21 protein-coding genes are annotated in these 18,713 nt (G+C 36.9%); 19 read left to right on the top strand and 2 right to left on the bottom strand.

The window, feature by feature from the left end:
- Position 1 precedes the first annotated feature (1 nt).
- The 15 genes from hisG to rsfS all read left to right on the top strand — a co-directional run bounded on the left by hisG (position 2) and on the right by rsfS (position 12,171).
- On the top strand, positions 2–640 hold the full coding sequence (gene hisG / locus BPR_RS07370) for an ATP phosphoribosyltransferase (RefSeq protein ID WP_013280841.1): 639 nt from the start codon (positions 2–4) through the stop codon (positions 638–640).
- Entirely contained in the window at positions 641–1,933 is a 1,293-nt protein-coding gene (hisD, locus tag BPR_RS07365; RefSeq protein ID WP_013280840.1) for a histidinol dehydrogenase, read from the top strand. It begins immediately after the preceding gene.
- Between the two features lie 208 nt (positions 1,934–2,141).
- The gene (gene hisB, locus BPR_RS07360) at positions 2,142–2,732 is read left to right on the top strand and encodes an imidazoleglycerol-phosphate dehydratase HisB (RefSeq protein ID WP_013280839.1); all 591 of its coding nucleotides are present in this window, start codon (positions 2,142–2,144) and stop codon (positions 2,730–2,732) included.
- Positions 2,732–4,033 (top strand): bifunctional phosphoribosyl-AMP cyclohydrolase/phosphoribosyl-ATP diphosphatase HisIE, encoded by a 1,302-nt coding sequence (hisIE, locus tag BPR_RS20375; protein ID WP_013280838.1) that lies wholly within the window; start codon positions 2,732–2,734, stop codon positions 4,031–4,033. Before hisB ends, hisIE begins: the two co-directional genes overlap by 1 nt.
- Before the next feature lie 9 nt (positions 4,034–4,042).
- Entirely contained in the window at positions 4,043–5,923 is a 1,881-nt protein-coding gene (locus BPR_RS07350; RefSeq protein WP_013280837.1) for a TIGR03960 family B12-binding radical SAM protein, read from the top strand.
- Positions 5,916–6,641 (top strand): TIGR03936 family radical SAM-associated protein, encoded by a 726-nt coding sequence (locus BPR_RS07345; protein ID WP_013280836.1) that lies wholly within the window; start codon positions 5,916–5,918, stop codon positions 6,639–6,641. The genes BPR_RS07350 and BPR_RS07345 overlap by 8 nt, the downstream gene beginning before the upstream one ends.
- Positions 6,634–7,791, top strand: coding sequence for a ribonuclease E/G (locus BPR_RS07340; RefSeq protein ID WP_013280835.1), 1,158 nt, complete (start codon positions 6,634–6,636; stop codon positions 7,789–7,791). The genes BPR_RS07345 and BPR_RS07340 overlap by 8 nt, the downstream gene beginning before the upstream one ends.
- A 99-nt stretch (positions 7,792–7,890) precedes the next feature.
- Positions 7,891–8,199, top strand: coding sequence for a 50S ribosomal protein L21 (gene rplU / locus BPR_RS07335; protein ID WP_013280834.1), 309 nt, complete (start codon positions 7,891–7,893; stop codon positions 8,197–8,199).
- Positions 8,200–8,216: 17 nt separating this feature from the next.
- A complete protein-coding gene (locus BPR_RS07330; protein WP_013280833.1) occupies positions 8,217–8,546 on the top strand; it encodes a ribosomal-processing cysteine protease Prp in 330 nt (109 codons plus the stop codon).
- Positions 8,547–8,549: 3 nt separating this feature from the next.
- Entirely contained in the window at positions 8,550–8,837 is a 288-nt protein-coding gene (rpmA, locus tag BPR_RS07325) for a 50S ribosomal protein L27 (RefSeq protein WP_013280832.1), read from the top strand.
- Positions 8,838–8,919: 82 nt separating this feature from the next.
- Positions 8,920–10,263 (top strand): GTPase ObgE, encoded by a 1,344-nt coding sequence (gene obgE, locus BPR_RS07320; RefSeq protein WP_013280831.1) that lies wholly within the window; start codon positions 8,920–8,922, stop codon positions 10,261–10,263.
- Positions 10,260–10,571: a ribosome assembly RNA-binding protein YhbY gene (gene yhbY / locus BPR_RS07315; protein ID WP_013280830.1), complete on the top strand. Its 312-nt coding sequence runs from the start codon at positions 10,260–10,262 to the stop codon at positions 10,569–10,571. Before obgE ends, yhbY begins: the two co-directional genes overlap by 4 nt.
- A gap of 39 nt (positions 10,572–10,610) precedes the next feature.
- Positions 10,611–11,219, top strand: coding sequence for a nicotinate-nucleotide adenylyltransferase (gene nadD, locus BPR_RS07310; protein ID WP_013280829.1), 609 nt, complete (start codon positions 10,611–10,613; stop codon positions 11,217–11,219).
- Positions 11,216–11,797 (top strand): bis(5'-nucleosyl)-tetraphosphatase (symmetrical) YqeK, encoded by a 582-nt coding sequence (yqeK, locus tag BPR_RS07305; RefSeq protein ID WP_013280828.1) that lies wholly within the window; start codon positions 11,216–11,218, stop codon positions 11,795–11,797. Before nadD ends, yqeK begins: the two co-directional genes overlap by 4 nt.
- Before the next feature lie 11 nt (positions 11,798–11,808).
- On the top strand, positions 11,809–12,171 hold the full coding sequence (gene rsfS / locus BPR_RS07300) for a ribosome silencing factor (protein WP_013280827.1): 363 nt from the start codon (positions 11,809–11,811) through the stop codon (positions 12,169–12,171).
- Positions 12,172–12,305: 134 nt separating this feature from the next.
- On the opposite strand, the gene lexA is transcribed toward rsfS, so the two are convergent.
- Entirely contained in the window at positions 12,306–12,923 is a 618-nt protein-coding gene (gene lexA, locus BPR_RS07295) for a transcriptional repressor LexA (protein WP_013280826.1), read from the bottom strand.
- 261 nt (positions 12,924–13,184) lie between these two features.
- On the opposite strand from lexA, the gene BPR_RS07290 reads away from it, so the two are divergent.
- The 3 genes from BPR_RS07290 (at position 13,185) to BPR_RS07280 (ending at position 15,962) form a co-directional block, all read left to right on the top strand.
- Positions 13,185–13,604 (top strand): LysM peptidoglycan-binding domain-containing protein, encoded by a 420-nt coding sequence (locus BPR_RS07290; protein ID WP_051525907.1) that lies wholly within the window; start codon positions 13,185–13,187, stop codon positions 13,602–13,604.
- Between the two features lie 123 nt (positions 13,605–13,727).
- Complete coding sequence (locus tag BPR_RS07285) at positions 13,728–15,257, top strand: DHH family phosphoesterase (protein ID WP_042256739.1); 1,530 nt, start codon at positions 13,728–13,730, stop codon at positions 15,255–15,257.
- Between the two features lie 30 nt (positions 15,258–15,287).
- Positions 15,288–15,962 carry a DUF975 family protein gene (locus BPR_RS07280; RefSeq protein WP_051525906.1) on the top strand — a complete coding sequence of 225 codons (675 nt, stop codon included), beginning with the start codon at positions 15,288–15,290 and terminating at the stop codon, positions 15,960–15,962.
- Positions 15,963–16,045: 83 nt separating this feature from the next.
- On the opposite strand, the gene BPR_RS07275 is transcribed toward BPR_RS07280, so the two are convergent.
- Positions 16,046–17,107, bottom strand: coding sequence for a tyrosine-type recombinase/integrase (locus BPR_RS07275; protein ID WP_013280822.1), 1,062 nt, complete (start codon positions 17,105–17,107; stop codon positions 16,046–16,048).
- A gap of 265 nt (positions 17,108–17,372) precedes the next feature.
- On the opposite strand from BPR_RS07275, the gene BPR_RS07270 reads away from it, so the two are divergent.
- Positions 17,373–18,503 carry a D-alanyl-D-alanine carboxypeptidase family protein gene (locus tag BPR_RS07270; RefSeq protein WP_052301809.1) on the top strand — a complete coding sequence of 377 codons (1,131 nt, stop codon included), beginning with the start codon at positions 17,373–17,375 and terminating at the stop codon, positions 18,501–18,503.
- Positions 18,504–18,713: the final 210 nt, after the last annotated feature.

The following is an 18,713-nucleotide window of genomic DNA, read 5'->3' as shown; positions in this document are numbered from 1 at the left end:
TATGCGATATTTGACATTTGCTCTTGGCAAAGGAAGACTTGTTGATTCCACAATGGAATTATTAAATAAATGTGGTATTTCCTGCGAAGAGATACTTGATAAGAAGACCAGAAAACTTATTTTTACAAATGAAGAGCTTAAGCTCAAATTCTTTTTGGCGAAAGGCCCTGATGTTCCCACATACGTAGAATATGGCGCTGCGGATATCGGTATTGTAGGCGCAGATACTATTTTAGAGGAAAACAGAAGGGTATATGAAGTCCTTGATCTTGGCTTTGGAAAATGCAGGATGTGCGTTTGCGGACCTCATGATGCCAAAGAGCTTTTGGCCCATAGAGAGATGATCAGAGTTGCAAGCAAGTATCCTAATATTGCAAAGGATTACTTTTTTAACAAAAAACATCAGACGGTCGATATTATTAAGCTAAATGGATCAGTAGAGCTTGGCCCTATAGTTAATCTTTCTGATGTAATCGTAGATATAGTTGAGACAGGTTCTACACTTAGAGAAAATGGCCTTGAAGTGCTTGAAGAAATATGTCCTTTATCAGCACGAATGATTGTAAACCAGGTCAGCATGCAGATGGAAACCGAGAGAATCAGAAAACTTATTAATGACATGAAGGAGAATTTATCATAAATGAAGACTTTGCAGTTAAATTCCAAGACAAAACAGGAGTTACTTGGAAATCTATTAAACAGAAATCCCGGAAGCTATACGCAGTATGAACAAACTGTTAATGAGATAATTGAAAACGTCAGAATTAACGGAGATAAGGCTTTATTTGATTACACGCTTAAGTTTGATAAATGTGAGCTTGACGCATCTAAAGTTACGGTTACCAGACAGGAGATAGAAGATGCCTACGCAAAGCTTTCACCTGATTTTATTGAGGTGATGAAAAAAAGCGCTGATAACATCAGGGTATTTCACGAAAAACAAAAGCGTAATTCCTGGATAGAAACAAAAGAAGATGGAAGTATTTTAGGGCAGAGAATCCTGCCGATAGAAATATCCGGAGTTTATGTTCCCGGTGGTAAAGCTGCTTACCCATCAAGTGTTCTTATGAATGTTGTTCCGGCCAAGGTTGCAGGAGTTGAACGTATTATAATGTGTACTCCGCCTCAGGCAGATGGCTCAGTTAACCCTGGAACACTTGTAGCTGCTGATATAGCAGGAGTTGATGAAGTATACAAAGTTGGCGGAGCTCAGGCAATAGCTGCAATGGCATTTGGAACTGAGAGTATTCCAAAAGTAGATAAGATCACTGGTCCAGGTAATATTTTTGTTGCTCTTGCTAAAAAGGCTTGTTTTGGACATGTTTCAATTGACTCAATAGCTGGCCCAAGTGAGATTCTTGTACTTGCAGATGATACAGCAAGGGCAAGATATGTAGCTGCAGATTTGCTTTCTCAAGCTGAACACGATGAGCTTGCCAGTGCAATTCTCGTAACTACTTCCCAAAAGCTTGCTGACGAGGTTTCAAACGAAATTGAGGAATTATTAAAGACCTTATCAAGAGCAGATATAATCCGCAAATCTCTTGAAAACTACGGTTATATATTTGTCGCAGACACTATGGAAGATGCTATAGATGCTGCTAACGCAGTTGCTTCTGAGCACCTGGAGATAATAACTTCTAATCCTTTTGAGGTCATGACCAAGATTAAAAATGCAGGAGCTATTTTCCTTGGAGAATATTCTTCAGAGCCCCTTGGAGACTACTTTGCGGGCCCTAATCACATTCTTCCTACAAATAGAACTGCTAGATTTTTCTCACCGCTTAACGTTGACGACTTTATGAAAAAGAGCAGTATTATTGCCTATTCAAGAGAGGCACTTGAAAAGGTTCACAAGGATATTGAACTGTTTGCAAAAGAAGAAAGCCTTACAGCTCACGCTAATTCCATAGCAGTGAGATTTGAAAAATAATTTGCTTAAAGAAAACTATAATAAGTCAAAATTTAGTTAATTTTTACTGACTGATATGGTGAATAATTAAAACACAACACGTGATATTTTAATTAAACGTTTGATATTGCAAGTTAACTTTCTAAAACGAATATAAACTGCAAGTTATTTTATTTTAATAAGTTAAATTAACAATATTTTGTTGAATTAATTTAAGGGGACACTATCTATGGAGAAACGTGTATCAACAGTTGCAAGAAAGACCAAGGAAACGGATATTTCTATTTCACTTAATATTGATGGTTCGGGAATTAGCAACATAGAAACAGGTAATGGATTTTTTGATCATATGCTTGATGGATTTACCAGGCACGGTTTATTTGATCTAACTGTCAAGGCTAAGGGAGATCTTAATGTTGATTGTCATCACACAGTAGAAGATACCGGAATTGTACTTGGACAAGCTATTGCACAGGCTGTAGGAGATAAAAAGGGCATAAAGCGCTATGGAAGCATGATCCTTCCTATGGATGAGACGCTTGTAATGTGCGCAATAGACTTAAGCGGACGTCCTTACTTTGTTATGGATGGAGAGTTTTCATCCCCTATGGTTGGTGATTTTGATACTCAGATGGTCAGAGAGTTTTTCTATGCAGTGTCTTATTCGGCAGGTATGAATCTTCACCTTAGGATCATTACAGGCCACAATGATCACCACAAAATAGAAGCCTTGTTTAAAGCTTTTTCCAAGGCACTTGATGAAGCAACTACAATAGACCTTAGAATTACCGATGTTCTCAGTACAAAAGGAGCACTTTGATGTCAGATTACAAGAAAAGATTCTTAGCTTCAATTTTTTTAAAGGATGAAAAGGCTGTAAGATCATTTAGTGATCCAACAGTTATTAACAATGATCCTGCGATTCTTGCACAGGAATATTCAAATTCAAATGTCGACGGAATAATTGTTTTTGATCTCTCGGCTGCAGGAGATGACAGGGCTCATGAAAAAGCACTTGATATTATAAAAGATATTTGCAAAGCTTCAGATGTTCCTGTAATTGGGGCCGGTAATGTGAAGCGAATGGAAGATATCAAGAAACTTCTCTATGCCGGATGCAAGAAAGCCTGTCTAAATTTTAGCAAAACAGGCAATATTGAAATCCTGACAGAGGTTTCTGAAAAGTTTGGCAAAGATAAAATCATCGCATGTTTTAGTGATCCAAGACAAATTGATTTAAGTAAAGAAGATGTCCTAAAGTTTGTAAGCGAGCTTATTTATGTGGGCTTTAATGCAGATAATAAGGCTTTTCCTGAATGCGAAATGCCAATTACTGTTATTACAGATGACAGCTCTTTTGCCCAGAAGCCTTATAAACTTTTTGTGATGGAAACAAGGATCAGTGGTATATCAGGAAATGTTATTAACGATAATGCCTTGAATATCTCAGAATATAAAGAAGTCTGCCTTGAGAATGGAATTGACATTTTAAGGCTTGAACCAAAGTTTAGCTTTGCTGATCTTAAAAAGAATTCAGATGGCATGGTTCCTGTAATTGTTCAGGATTACAGAACAGATCAGGTTCTGATGTTGGCATATATGAACGAAGAGGCTTATAATAAAACTCTAAGTACAGGTAAGATGACATATTTTAGTCGCAGCAGAAACAAACTGTGGCTAAAGGGTGAGACAAGTTCGCATTTTCAGTATGTTATGTCACTAACAGCCGACTGCGATCTTGATACTATTCTTGCCAAGGTTAAACAGATTGGCGCAGCATGTCACACAGGCAGTTATTCCTGCTTCTTTAATGAGATAGCCTCCAAAGACTACTCAGAGAAGAATCCTCAGAAAGTCCTTGACAGCGTATTTGATGTTATTAAGGACAGAAAGGTCAACCCTAGAGAAGGCTCTTATACCAATTATCTTTTTGATAAAGGACTTGATAAGATCCTTAAGAAGGTCGGTGAAGAAGCTACCGAGATGGTCATAGCTGCCAAGAACGAAGGCTCCAATGAAATAGTTTACGAAATGTCTGATTTCCTGTATCATATGATGGTCCTCATGGCTGAGAAAAATGTCAGCTGGGAGGAAATAACTGATGAACTGTCTAGACGATAAGGAAAAAATATGAATTATAATTTAGCTCTTTCAGATGAGACACTCCTAAGTATTGAGAAACCGGAGAGATACATTGGCAATGAGGTCAACAGCGTTTACAAGGATAAAGACGCTGTCGACATCCGATTTGCCATGTGTTTTCCTGATGTTTACGAGATAGGAATGTCTCATCTTGGCATTCAGATCCTTTATGGATTATTTAACTCTTTTGACGATGTTTGGTGTGAAAGAGTTTATTCACCATGGACTGATATGGATAAGGTTTTAAGAGAAAAAGACATACCTCTTTTTGCTCTTGAATCTCAGGAACCTGTTAAAAACTTTGATTTCCTGGGCTTTACTATCCAGTATGAGATGTGTTACACAAATATCCTTCAGGTCCTTGACCTGTCTAAGATTCCACTTCTTGCTGCTGACAGAACCTGGGATGATCCTATTGTAGTGGGCGGAGGTCCTTGTACCTATAATCCAGAGCCTATAACTGACTTTTTTGACTTTTTCTATATCGGTGAAGGCGAGACCAGATATAGAGAAATATTTGATATGTACAAACAGGCCAGAAAAGATGGTATTTCAAGGCAGGAGTTTCTGCGTAAGCTCAGCCATGTTCCTGGAATGTACGTGCCATCACTTTACAATGTCGAATATAATGAGGACTGCACTATAAAGTCCATGAAACCTATATACGACGACGTTCCTGCAACTGTTAACAAAGAGATGTGCACAGATCTTTCATCTGAGTTTTATCCTACCAAACCTGTTGTGCCATATATCAAGATAACTCAGGACAGAGTTGTGCTTGAGGTCATGAGAGGATGTATCAGAGGTTGCAGATTCTGTCAGGCAGGCCAGCTCTATAAGCCCCTTAGGGAAAAGAATATTGAATATCTTAAGCAGCATGCGCTTGAATCCTTAAAAAATACCGGCTACGAAGAAATTTCTTTAAGTTCACTTAGCTCCAGTGATTATTCACAGCTTCCTGAACTCTTGGATTTCCTGATAAAAGAGTGTAATGACAAGAAGGTTAACATTTCCCTTCCTTCACTTCGTATTGATGCTTTTTCTCTTGATGTAATGAGCAAGGTTCAGGACGTAAAAAAGAGCTCACTTACTTTTGCGCCTGAAGCAGGAACTCAGCGTATGAGAGACGTCATAAATAAAGGTCTTACTGAGGAAGATATACTTAGAGGCTCTCACGAGGCTTTCCTTGGTGGATGGAATAAGGTTAAGCTTTATTTCATGCTGGGACTTCCTACTGAGACTGATGAAGATATTCTCGGCATAGGAGATATTGCCAATAAAGTTGCCGTAGAATACTTTGAAACTATGCCTAAGGAAAAGAGAAACGGCAGGACAATTGATATTGTTGCAAGTACATCCTTCTTTGTGCCCAAGCCATTTACACCTTTCCAATGGGCTCCTATGAATACCAAAGAAGAGTTCCTTGAAAAAGCTAATAAAACGCGTAAAGGAATCATGTCTCAGCTCAATCAGAAGCATATTAAATATAACTGGCATGAAGCTGATGCAAGTATGATGGAAGGCATTCTTGCAAGAGGCGACAGAAGGCTTAACAAGGTCATACTCAAGGCTTACGAGAATGGCTGTATTTATGATGCCTGGGGAGAATACTTCCATTTTGATGTATGGATGAAGATATTTGAAGAATGCGGAATTGATCCTTTCTTCTATACAACCAGAGAACGAGGCGATGATGAGATATTCCCTTGGGATATATTGAACTGCGGTGTAACTAAGGCATTTCTTTTAAGAGAATGGAAAAACGCACTTGCCGGTCAAAAATCCAGCAATTGCAGACTTGGATGTCTTGGCTGCGGAGCTGCCTCCTATGGAGTAGGTGTATGTAAGGAGGGCAAGAATAATGCATAAACTTCGTTTGAAATTTTCCAAGAATGGTCCTATCAAATTTATCGGCCATCTTGATGTTATGAGATATTTTCAAAAAGCTATCAGAAGAGCTGAACTTGATATCAAATATTCAGAGGGTTTTAGCCCTCACCAGGTTATTTCTTTTGCCCAACCCCTGAGCGTTGGTGCAACAAGTGATGGCGAATACATGGATATGACTCTTAACTCTATGATCAGCACTGAAGATGTCAAAAATAAGCTCAATGAAGTCATGAATGAGGGCATAGAAATTTTGGCTGTAACAGAACTTGGCGAAAAAGACGACAAAGCCATGACTTTAGCTTATGCGGCCAAATATACAATCAAGTTCAGAGAATCCTTAAAGCCTGATTTTGACTGGATATCTGAGTTTAAAAAATATCTGGATAATGATACACTTCCGGCTATGAAGAAGACTAAGAGCGGTGAAAAAGAAATTGATATGAAGCCAATGATATTTGACTACAGCTTTGATGAAGAAAATGAGTCAGTTACGCTTCTTCTTAGCATGAGTTCACTTGCAACCCTTAAACCGGCGCTTTTATTTGGCGGCTTCATGAAATCCAAGGGAATTGAATTAAACAATAATGCTCTTGATATCCACAGAATCGATATTTACAAGTTATGCGACGGCGATAAGCCTTATATTGAGCCTTTCATTACAGATGATATTACTACGAGGTTTTACTTAAATGTCTGAAGGTCAGATTATTCTTGCAAATTACAAAGGCAGTGATGTTATTACAGGTTTTATCGATGGCAGAATGGAATTTCTTTCTTTTGAAAGAGATAACCATATAAACGACATTTATATAGGCAAGGTTGATCATATAGTCAAAAACCTTAATGCTGCTTTTATAAAATATGATAGCGAAAACATAGGATATTTGCCTCTGGATAAAATATCATGTGCTTGCGTTACGAACAGAACATTTACAGAAAATGATACTTTAAAAAATGGCGATGAAATAATAGTTCAGATAGATTCAGAGGCCATTAAGACCAAAAAGGCCAAGCTTACTACAGCTCTTTCTGTATCAGGCAAGTACTCAGTAATTACTGTTGGGAGAAGCGGAGTTGGTGCGTCTGTCAAACTATCTGATGAAGTCAGAAGGCATTTAGTAGATAGCACCAGAAACATATTTAATAATATCAGAGATGAATATTGCGACCGCTTATATGGATCTGATATAGGACTTATCATCAGAACAAATGCCGGCGAAATTCCTGAGGAAGCATTTGAAGCAGAGATATCGGATGATATCAAAAACTGCGCAGAAAGAGTAGCAACAATTCTTTCAGAGGGCCGCAGCCGAACAATCTATACCTGCCTTTATCATGCGGGAGTAAATAACCTTGATAGGGCAAAGAGTTTTATGAAAAATGCAGGTATCATTGATTGCCGGGTAATTGAAGACAATGGCATCCATGGAATAAGATCCAAAATTGATGAGCTTCGCCAGAATAGAATATGGCTAAAAAGCGGAGCTTTTATAATAATTGAGCAGCTAGAAAGCTTTAATGCGATAGATGTTAATACCGGTAAGGCTATAAAAGGCAAGAGCAATATCTCCCTGGAAGTTAATCTTGAAGCTGCAAATGAAATAATGAGACAAGTAAGGCTGCGTAATCTTACCGGCATGATCCTGATCGACTTCATCAATATGAAGCAGGATGAAGACTATGAAAAACTTATAGCACATATGAAAAAATTATGCAGGCAGGATCAGATTCATACTAATTACGTAGATATTACTGGACTTGGCATAATGGAATTAACAAGAAATAAAAACGATAAATCATTAAAAGAAATTTTGCATGAAGTTGAAAATGCTGTTGACAACAGATAAATTCAATGTTATAGTACTATGGTATGCCGCTTAACTAGGCATAAGTGAGATTTTTATCTCCGCCAAAGTTAGCGAGTTTTTTGAAGAAGGAGGTAACTTATGTACGCAATTATTGTAACTGGTGGTAAGCAGTACAAAGTTTCCGAGGGCGACGAAATCAGAGTAGAGAAGCTCGATATCGAGTCTGGAAAAGAAGTAACATTTGATAATGTTATCGCAGTAAACGACGGAAAGGCACTTAAGGTTGCTGGCGATGTTAGCTCAGCAAAGGTTAGCGCTACAGTTGTAGAGCAGGGCCGTGCTAAGAAGGTTGTTGTTTACAAGTACAAGAGAAAGACTGGCTATCACAAAAAGAATGGCCACAGACAGCCTTTCACACTTGTTAAGATTGACAAGATCACACTGTAATTACAAGTCGGAATAAAATGACTACTATAACTATTACAAAAACATCTGATGACAGATACAAGATCATAGAGTGCAGTGGACATGCAGGATTCGCTGAATACGGTGAGGATATCGTTTGTGCTGCTGTTTCAGTTCTCAGTATCAATCTTATTAACTCATTGGATCAGTTCACTGAAGATAAGATTTCTATTGAACAGGATGAAGACCTTGGACTTATCAGATTGAGATTTGATGATGATCCATCTCATGATGCAGATTTATTTGTTAAATCTTTTGAATTAGGTGTAGATAGTATATTCAGACAGTATGGAAAGAAATTTTTGAACATTAAATTTAGGAGGGAATAAGTCATGATGAATATGAACCTTCAATTTTTTGCTCATAAAAAGGGTGTTGGATCAACAAAGAATGGTAGAGATTCTGAATCCAAGAGACTCGGAGCAAAAAGAGCTGACGGACAATTCGTAAAGGCCGGTAATATTTTATACAGACAGCGTGGAACACACATTCATCCTGGTGTAAATGTAGGCATCGGTAGCGATGATACATTATTTGCACTTGTTGATGGTGTTCTTAGATTTGAGCGCAAGGGCAGAGATAAAAAGCAGGCTAGCGTTCATCCTGTAGAGAATAAGTAATTTATTTTTGTCAAATCGGGCTTCAAACAATTTCGTTTGAAGCCCTTTTTCAAACTTTAGCGATTGCTAAAAAAGGAGTAATATGCCTGTATTCGTAGATAAAGCGAAAATCTTTATACAGAGTGGAAAAGGTGGCGATGGCCATATTTCCTTTAGAAGAGAGAAATTTGTAAATAATGGTGGCCCGGATGGTGGCGATGGCGGAAAAGGCGGCGATGTCATTTTCAAAGTCGATGAGGGTATCAATACTCTCGCTGATTTCCATTACGGCGGTAAATACAAAGCAGAAAACGGTCAGGATGGCAATAAAAGACGTTGCCACGGTAAGAATGGATCTGACCTTATCATAAAGGTTCCGGAAGGAACTGTAATTAAGGAAGCAGCCAGCGGACAGGTTATTGCAGATATGAGCGGCGATAACAAAGAAGCTGTTATATTAAAAGGCGGACGAGGCGGTAACGGAAACATGCATTATGCTACATCAACAATGCAGGCTCCCAAATATGCGCAGCCTGGTCAGCCTGCTATAGAGTTGGAAGTTCTTCTGGAGCTTAAGGTTATTGCAGATGTTGGACTTGTAGGATTCCCAAATGTAGGTAAATCCACATTCCTTTCCAAGGTTTCCAATGCCAAGCCTAAGATTGCTAATTATCATTTCACGACTTTATCACCTATGCTTGGTGTAGTTGATCTCAAGGATGCCAGAGGATTCGTAGTTGCAGATATTCCTGGCCTAATAGAAGGAGCATCTGAGGGTGCAGGACTTGGACATGAATTTCTGCGTCATATTGAGAGAACACGTGTTATGATCCATGTTGTTGATGCTGCTTCTACAGAAGGACGTGATCCTTTTGAAGATATTGAAGCTATCAACAATGAGCTTAAGACATATAATGCAGATATTACACAAAAGCCTCAGGTAATTGCTGCCAATAAGATTGATATGCTTCCTGATGGTGAAAATTCAGAAGTGATCCAGAAGATCAGGGATAAGTATGAGCCTCTTGGAGTTAAGGTTTTTGCTACATCTACCTTAACTGGTCAAGGCATACAGGAACTGTTATACTATATTAGTAAGGTATTGTCTGAAATTAATGAGAAGCCTGTTATATTTGAACAGGAATTTTTCCCTGAGACAATGGCTAAACAGGCTGATGAAGCATTTACTGTCGAGTATGATGAAGACGAAAAAGAATACGTAGTAGAAGGCCCTAAGATTGAAAAAATGCTTGGATATACAAATCTTGAATCAGAAAAAGGATTTGCATTCTTCCAGAAATTTATGGCTGATAATGGTATTCTTGATGAACTTGAAAAGCTTCACATTCAGGAAGGCGACACTGTTCGCATGTATGGATTTAGTTTTGAGTACTATAGAAATGCTGACACAGTACCCGGAAATTTTGAAGAGGATGAAGAAGAATGACATTTACTAGTAAGCAGAGAGCATATTTAAAAAGTTTGGCAGCTGATCTTGAGCCTGTTTTTCAGATTGGTAAATCAAGCGTCAGCCCGGAAGTTATCAGTGCTATCTCAGAATCTTTTAATACACATGAACTTATCAAGATAACTGTCCTCAAGAACTGTCTTGATGATGTCAAGGAAGTAGCTATAACTGTTTCAGAGCGTACACGTTCTGATCTTGTACAGGTTATAGGTAGAAAATTTGTATTATATAAACCTTTTAAGGATGATCCCAAGATCATATTACCTAAGGCTGGCAAGAAGGCTTAAATGAACTGTTAACTTGTTTATACCATTAGGAGGCTCAATATGGAATGCAGAAAGATTGGTATACTGGGAGGAACATTTGATCCTATTCACAACGCTCATCTGTTACTGGGTGAGTCCGCAAGAGAACAATTTGGACTGGACAGAGTAATCTATATTCCTAATAATCTTGCGCATATGCCACATCGCACAGAAGTTTCCGGTGCAGAAGAGAGATATCAGATGGTCAAAATGGCCATTAATGATAACCCTTATTTTACATGTTCCAGACTTGAAATAGACAAGCCTGATGGTAGTTACACAATTGACACCATTACTGATCTTAAAAATATGTATCCGGGTGATGAACTGTATCTTATACTTGGAGCTGATTCAGTTCTTGGTATCGATTCATGGTACAGAGCAAGTGATCTTCTTAAATCATGCATTATTATTGCTGCAACAAGGTATGATGATGATGTAGCGGCCCTAGACAAGAAGAGACGAGAACTCCAGAGTATTTACGGCGCTGATATTAGAATTCTCAATTTCAACAGAATTGATATTTCAGCTACGGATATCAGAGAACGAATAAAAAAGGGAAGATCTGTAAGATATATGCTTCCTGATGGATGTATCGAATTTATCTGTATTAAGGGGTTGTATAAATGAGGACTATAGAAATTACTCAAAAGCTCCGCAAAGAGCTGCAAAAAGAGCTTAAGCCCGATAGATTTGACCATACCCTTGGTGTGGCCTATACAGCTGCAAATATGGCCTTTGTACATGGTGCAGATGTGGAAAAAGCTCTGATTGCCGGTATGCTCCATGACTGTGCGAAATGCCTTTCACACGAAGAACAGATCAAGATATGTGAGAAGAATAAGATAGATATTACAGATGTTGAGAGAAGAAATCATTCTCTTTTGCATGCTAAGGTTGGAGTGTATCTTGCCAGAACCAAATATGATGTTTATGATACAGAAGTCTTAAATGCAATACGCTGGCATACAACAGGCAAGGAAGACATGTCTCTTCTTGAAAAAATAGTCTATATTGCTGATTTTATTGAACCTAACAGGAAGCCACTTGAAGGTATGGACGAAATCAGGAAAGAAGCTTTTTCAGATATAGACAGATGCCTTGCTCACATTCTTCATGATTCTGTTCAATATCTTAATACAATTGGAAAAGAATGTGATGATGCTACAATGGAAGCTTACGAATATTATAAAAAGTTTTATAAATAAGTGAGGTAAGAATGGCAGATTTAAATGTATCCAAAAAAATGGCTCTTATGGCTGTAGATGCTCTTGAAGACAGAAAAGGTGAAGACGTTAGAGTTATTGATATCAGTGAGATATCTACACTTGCAGATTACTTTATAATAGCAGGTGGTACTAACATTAACCAGGTCCAAGCTATGGCTGATAATGTACAGGAAGTACTCGGAAGAGCAGGCTACATGACCAAAAATGTAGAAGGTTATGAATCAGGAAATTGGATTTTACTTGATTTTGGCGATATTATTGTTCATGTATTTGATAACGAGAACAGACTCTTTTATGATCTTGAGAGAATCTGGAGAGACGGAAAGAACATTACTAAAGAGGAATTAGCATAAGTCAATAATAGAGTTGAAGACTGTTAGTCTTAAATCTTAAAGAGCCGCTGGTAAGATAAACTTACCAGCGGCTCTTTAAATATCTAAAACAATATATTGCTTGTAATGCATTTGCTCTATAAAAATATAAAGAATCAATAGAATCTCATAACTCCAAAAACCTTACCGAGTATCTGACAATCATCTACAATGATAGGATCCATGGTATCATTTTCAGGCTGCAATCTGATATGGCCTTTCTCTTTATAAAAAGTCTTAACAGTAGCAGAATCATCAATAAGAGCTACAACCTGATCGCCATTTTTAGCAGTGCTACACTGCTGAACAAAAATCTGATCTCCATTATAAATACCGGCATTGATCATTGAATCGCCTTTAACCTTAAGTATAAAGGCATCAGCTCCCTTAGGACACATACTTGCAGGAATAGGGATATATGAATCTATATTCTCCTCAGCAAGTATAGGCATTCCTGCAGCAACCTGACCAATTACTGGTATACTGACAATCTCAGTCCTGACCATGTTAAAGCCGTCATCGCATATCTCAATAGCACGTGGCTTGGTTGGATCACGTCTTATATATCCATTTTTTTCCAAAGTTTCCAAATGAGAATGAACTGAGGATGTGGATTTGAGATTAACCGCCTTACAAATATCCCTTACAGCAGGTGGAAATCCTCTCTGAAGAGTCTGTTCCTTGATATAATCAAGAATCTCCTGTTGTTTCTTAGAAATATTACCTTTTTCCATTTGTCCCTCCTGTTATCATTTCATTTATCTGGTCCATGATCACTTATACAGTAAAAAACGCAAGTATATAAGGATCTACATGGTATAAGTATACCATCACAGGATAAAATAAGCAAATATTTGTTCGGAAAATATGTTCGATTTTTGTTGACAAGCAAACGTTTGTTTTGTATTATTATGTCAGAACAGTTGTTCGTAACAAATGTTCGTCTGTAACTGATATGATTCTATATTTGGTTTCGATATGAAGAGGGCGTGATTATGACTAATGCTATGTATGCAGCCGCAAGTTTGTATAATGATCCCAGATTTTTTAGTAAGAGTGAGGTCAGGATTAGAGCTAATAAGGTCAGAAGACAGCGTATTTTTCAGCTTCAGTTAACTACAACTATCATAATAGCAACAATTGTTTTATTTGCTATTATATTTATGTGTTCTTCTTTTAGTTCAGATGCTCAGTCTGATATGTATAAACCAGAGTTTAAATACTATACAACAGTTATGGTCCATAGCGGAGATTCTCTTTGGAGTATCGCATCTGATCATTATTCCGAAGATCATTATGATGATCTGAATTCTTATATTACAGAGATATGCAGAATCAATAGAATGAATACTGATAGCATTCTTAATGCAGGAGAGAGCCTCATAGTTCCATATTATTCCTGTGAATACAAATAATTTTTCGATATTAAATTTACTATATTTTTCTGAAAATAATAAATAATTTAACAAAAAATTCAATAATACACTTAAAAAAATACTCCTTGATGATATATAATATATTCATTGAGGAGATTTTTTATGAAACTTTCTGCACTGCTTAAGTATAATTCCATAGTCATCCAATGCCATGATAATCCGGATGCTGATGCTATATGCTCAGGATATGTGTTATATAGATATTTTTTAAAACACGGAAAAAAGGTACGTCTTATCTATTCTGGTAATTTCAAGATTACTAAGAGTAACCTTGTTTTCCTTATTAACGAACTGCATATTCCAATCGAATTTGTCAGCAATCTTAAGTCCAAGCCTGAACTGCTTCTTTTAACTGATTGTCAGTATGGAGAGGGTAATGTCAAGAAATTCCCGGCCAAGGAGGTAGCTGTAATAGATCATCATCAGGTTTACAGCACTCTCCCTAAACTAAATGAAGTACGCAGTAATTTGGGCAGCTGTTGTTCTGTTATATGGAATCTTATCAAAATAGAAGATGAGACTAGCAGTATAGATATCGATGAGAATATCGCTACTGCTCTTTATTATGGCTTGTATTCAGATACTAATGCCTTTTCTGAAATGTCTCATCCTCTTGACCGAGACATGATAGAAGCTCTTGACTATAACAAGAATCTTATTATGAAGCTCAAGAACATGAATCTTACGCTCAAAGAGGCCAAGATTGCAGGAGTTGCCATGCTTGGCGTTGAGTATCATGCAGAAAATAAGTATGCAATTCTCAGAACAGATCCGTGTGATCCTAATATTTTGGGACTTATTGGAGATTTTATCGTAGCTGTTGATAACATAGATGTTTGCCTTGTTTATAGTGTTCTTTCTTTTGGTGTCAAGTTCTCAATCAGAAGTTGTTCCAATGAGACAAGAGCAGATGAACTTGCAACTTTTCTTGCCAAGAAAATTGGATCCGGTGGAGGACACACTGAGAAAGCCGGAGGTATCCTCAAGAATGAACTTATTATCAAACAGTATCCTGACTATATAGAGATTGATGATGATTCAGCCAGACACTCTATCTCCAATATCATTCGCGAACGTATGGCAGATTACTTTGAAAATGCTGAAATTATTCATGCAAATGATACAACTCTTGTTTTGTCTCATATGTCCAAATATGAGAGATCGCCTATTACTTTAAGTTATATAGACCCTCATGAGCTTGTTCCTACCGGTAATATGGCTATCATCAGAACATTGGACGGAGATGCCAATATAGAGATCAGAAATAATACTATTCTGATTTTGGATTCAAATGGTAGCGTTAAGGTCATCTCTGCCGAAAAGTTTAATTCAAGCTTTAAAAAGACACGCAAGAAATTTAAATTTAACAGTGACTATATACCTTCTATCAAAAATGCAGATACCGGTAAGTCTTTTTCATTATTACCGCTTGCCAAGAGCTGCGAATCTACTGGAGATATTAAGATATATGCCAAAAAGCTAACCAAAACTACCAAGCTTTTTTCTTTTTGGGACAGTGACAAATACATGATTGGACAAAAGGGGGATTATCTAGCTGTAAGCCAGGATGATATTCATGACATATTCATCGTGGAAAAAAATATATTCAAAAAAACTTACAAATCTGTTTAACAAACATTATTTATGAGGAGGAGAACAATTATGTGGAACAGAAAAGAAGTAAAAGAAAAAGGAAAGGCAAATTTTAAAAAGAATTATGGAAGATCAGTTCTTGTAGCTCTTATTTATTCAATTTTCTTTATTTCAACATCGAGTATATCCAGTAAGACAAGTGCTGAACAGCTTCAGAACAATTTGGAGACAAATCCGGATTTTGTTTATATTTTCATGGCTACTATGGCTGTATTATCAGCTCTTATATGCATCATGACAATTCTGGATATATTTTTATTAAATCCGCTTGAAGTAGGCTGTATGAGATTCTTTTTGAAGAATCAGGATGTAGAGGGCGACTTTGGAGAACTTGGTTTTGCATATAAGAATAATTATCTTAATTCAGTTCTCGCTTTATTTTTAAGGAGCATTATTGTCTCAATTTTCTTTTTCCTTTTGGTTATTCCTGGTTGGATCCTGACTTATTCTTATAGAATGGTACCCTTTATTCTTGCGGATGACCCTAATGTATCAGCTATCGATGCGCTTAAGAGATCAAGAGCAATGATGAAAGGCCATAAGTGGAATGCATTTGTTTATGACCTTTCATTTATAGGATGGTTTTTCTTATCCTTCATTACATTAGGAATTGTTGGAATCTTTTATGTTAATCCTTACAAACACAATGCTGATGCTGCACTTTATCAGGCTATTAGAGGATAACCTACTTTACAAAACACAAATATTCATGACGATAAAAAGCGTTAAAGATAACAATTTAGCTATCTTTAACGCTTTTTTTAATACTAATCTCTAAGGTGTACCATTTTGGCAGCTTTTCGTCTATTGGCATCATCCTGAGCCGCATAGTGCTTACGTGTAGTATTAACATCTTTGTGCCCGAGAACGTCAGCTACAAGATAAATATCCCCGGATTCCTGATAAAGGTTAGTACCAAAGGTACTACGGAGTTTATGAGGAGTTATCTTTTTAAGAGTTGTGACATTTTGAGCATATTTTTTTACCAGCTTTTCGACTGCTCGTACTGAAATCCTCTTATTCTGAAGAGAGAGGAATAGGGCATTTTCACTGCCTTCTTCAGGTATGATTTCTTTGCGCTGATTTATATAGGTTAACAGGGCTTCTCTTACCTCATCAGGAAAATAAACTACAGTGTTATATCCTCCCTTTCGATGAATTCTGAGACCATTTGTGTCAAAATCAATATCATCGAAATCTATTCCTACACATTCAGAAACTCGTATTCCTGTCCCGAGAAGAAGAGTTAAAAGAGCTACATCTCTAAGCTTTGTTTTCTCATGGTATTTGAGCTGAGCCTTGGTAAGTTTTTCTCCGGCTTCAACCTGATCTAGAAGAGTAGCAACTTCATTTGGCTCAAGTCTAATGATTTCATGTTCATGAAGTTTGGGCATATTTATAAGTTCTGCTGTATTTCTGGAAATCTGTTCAGATTTATAAAAGTAACTATACATTGAACGAAGAGCTGACATTTTTCTTTTTTTGCCCTGTTCATTATTAGTTATTTCACGGTCGTCCTTGGCATATAAAGATAAATATTCCAGGTATTCTTCTATGTCTTCACGTTCTATCTGATTTAAAATGGAAACATCATAATCTCGTATATCTTTTTTACTTAGAGATGGATTAACATTGTGAAGATATTCAAAGAAAGTGCGCAGATCATATGCATAACCAAGTCTTGTACGGGCAGAAGTCGTAGGCTCTATGCCTCTAAAAAACTGTTTGCAAAATCTGGGCAGAGTATCCAGAACCTCACGCATTCTGAGGATATTTATTTTATCCTGTTCATTATAATATTTGTCATCATTTTTAATATTGTTCTGCATATCTACAGTATATCACATTCATGAACATGTGATACAAATTATGGTATTATATATAGATCAATTCGCTAGATATAGATACATATTATCTTCGAAAAGAATTGATTTTATGGTCGTATTTACGTAATGAATATGACATCATTTTGACATATTTAATGTGCACAAATAGTCAAATGTAAATATGTTTATTATAAGTATTGAAGTGACTTTAATATAAATGTTAAAATTTTGAAAGTTGCTTTATTCTTTTGTTGGGTGGTATAAGATTTTGAATAATAAAATAAATTATAGAAAAAGAGATGGCCAAAGACTGACCATTTCTGAATATAAAAAGAGAAGAAAAGTAGAAATAATAAGAAGACTATCACTTTTTTCTCTATCTGTAGTTCTTGTGTTAGTTATGATCATATCAGCAGTAATCAATTTTAAGAATACAGACAAAAATGAAGATACTTCTGCTAATGCGGATGAGTCTGTTTCCATGGCTTCAGAGACTGTCATAGTTGATACGATCGTTGAAGAGTCTCAGGAGCCTGAAGAAATTAGTCCATATAAAGAAAAATCACTAGATTCTGCCTCTTTTTTTGAAGGATACAAGGTTGAGGTTTCTGATTCCACTGATTATATAAATAGCGAAAATGTACTGAGTACATACGCGCTTTTAGTAAATCTGGATAATGGAACAGCAGTTGCTTCCAAAGAGGGCACAGTTCGTATAAATCCGGCATCCATGACCAAGATTCTGACCCTTCTTGTAGCGGCTGAACATATAACTGATCTTGATGATACTTTTGAAATGACTCAGGAAATTGGGGATTTTGTCTATTCCCATGATTGCAGTGCCGTTGGATTTAGCGTAGGAGAGAAGCTTACTGTAAGAGATCTGTTGTATGGAACAATTCTGCCATCTGGTGGAGACGCGGCTATGTGCCTTGCTGAGTATGTTGCCGGAAGCCAGGAAGCATTTGTTGATATGATGAATGACAAGCTTACTGAACTGGGATTATCAGATTCAGCTCATTTCACAAACTGTATTGGAATCTATAATGAAGATCATTATTGTACATTAATGGATATGGCCATGATATTAAAGGCTGCAGAAGAGAATAATCTCTGTCATGAAGTTTTAAGCACAAGAGTATATACGACCTCGAACACAGTTGAGCATCCTGAAGGAATAACAATATCTAACTGGTTTATTCGAAGGATAGAAGATAAGGATACTCATGGAGAAGTTGTTGGCGCCAAAACGGGTTTTGTAGTACAATCAGGTTGTTGCGGTGCAAGTTATCAGATTTCAAATGACGGAACTCATTATATTTGTGTTACTGCAGATGCATGGAGTTCCTGGAGATGTATTTATGATCATGTTGAAATATATGATACATACACAAGCTAACTTATAGAATACCGAATTTCTTCAAAAATACGGTATTCGTATTGGTATAAGGCATAAGCCCAAAGATTATTTTGAAATTTATTTGAAGGAAGTGAGAAACATGAAATTAAAAAAATATGATAAAGTCATAGCTGTTATAGCACTGTTTTTGATTCTTGCCATGGTACTTGGTTCGGTTGCAGGATCTTTCTTGTCATTATGATAAAATAC

Source organism: Butyrivibrio proteoclasticus B316 (assembly GCF_000145035.1).
GTDB lineage: Bacteria > Bacillota > Clostridia > Lachnospirales > Lachnospiraceae > Butyrivibrio > Butyrivibrio proteoclasticus.
The sequence above is the reverse complement of the archived record's forward strand: the minus strand, read 5'-3'. Positions and strand labels throughout refer to the sequence as shown.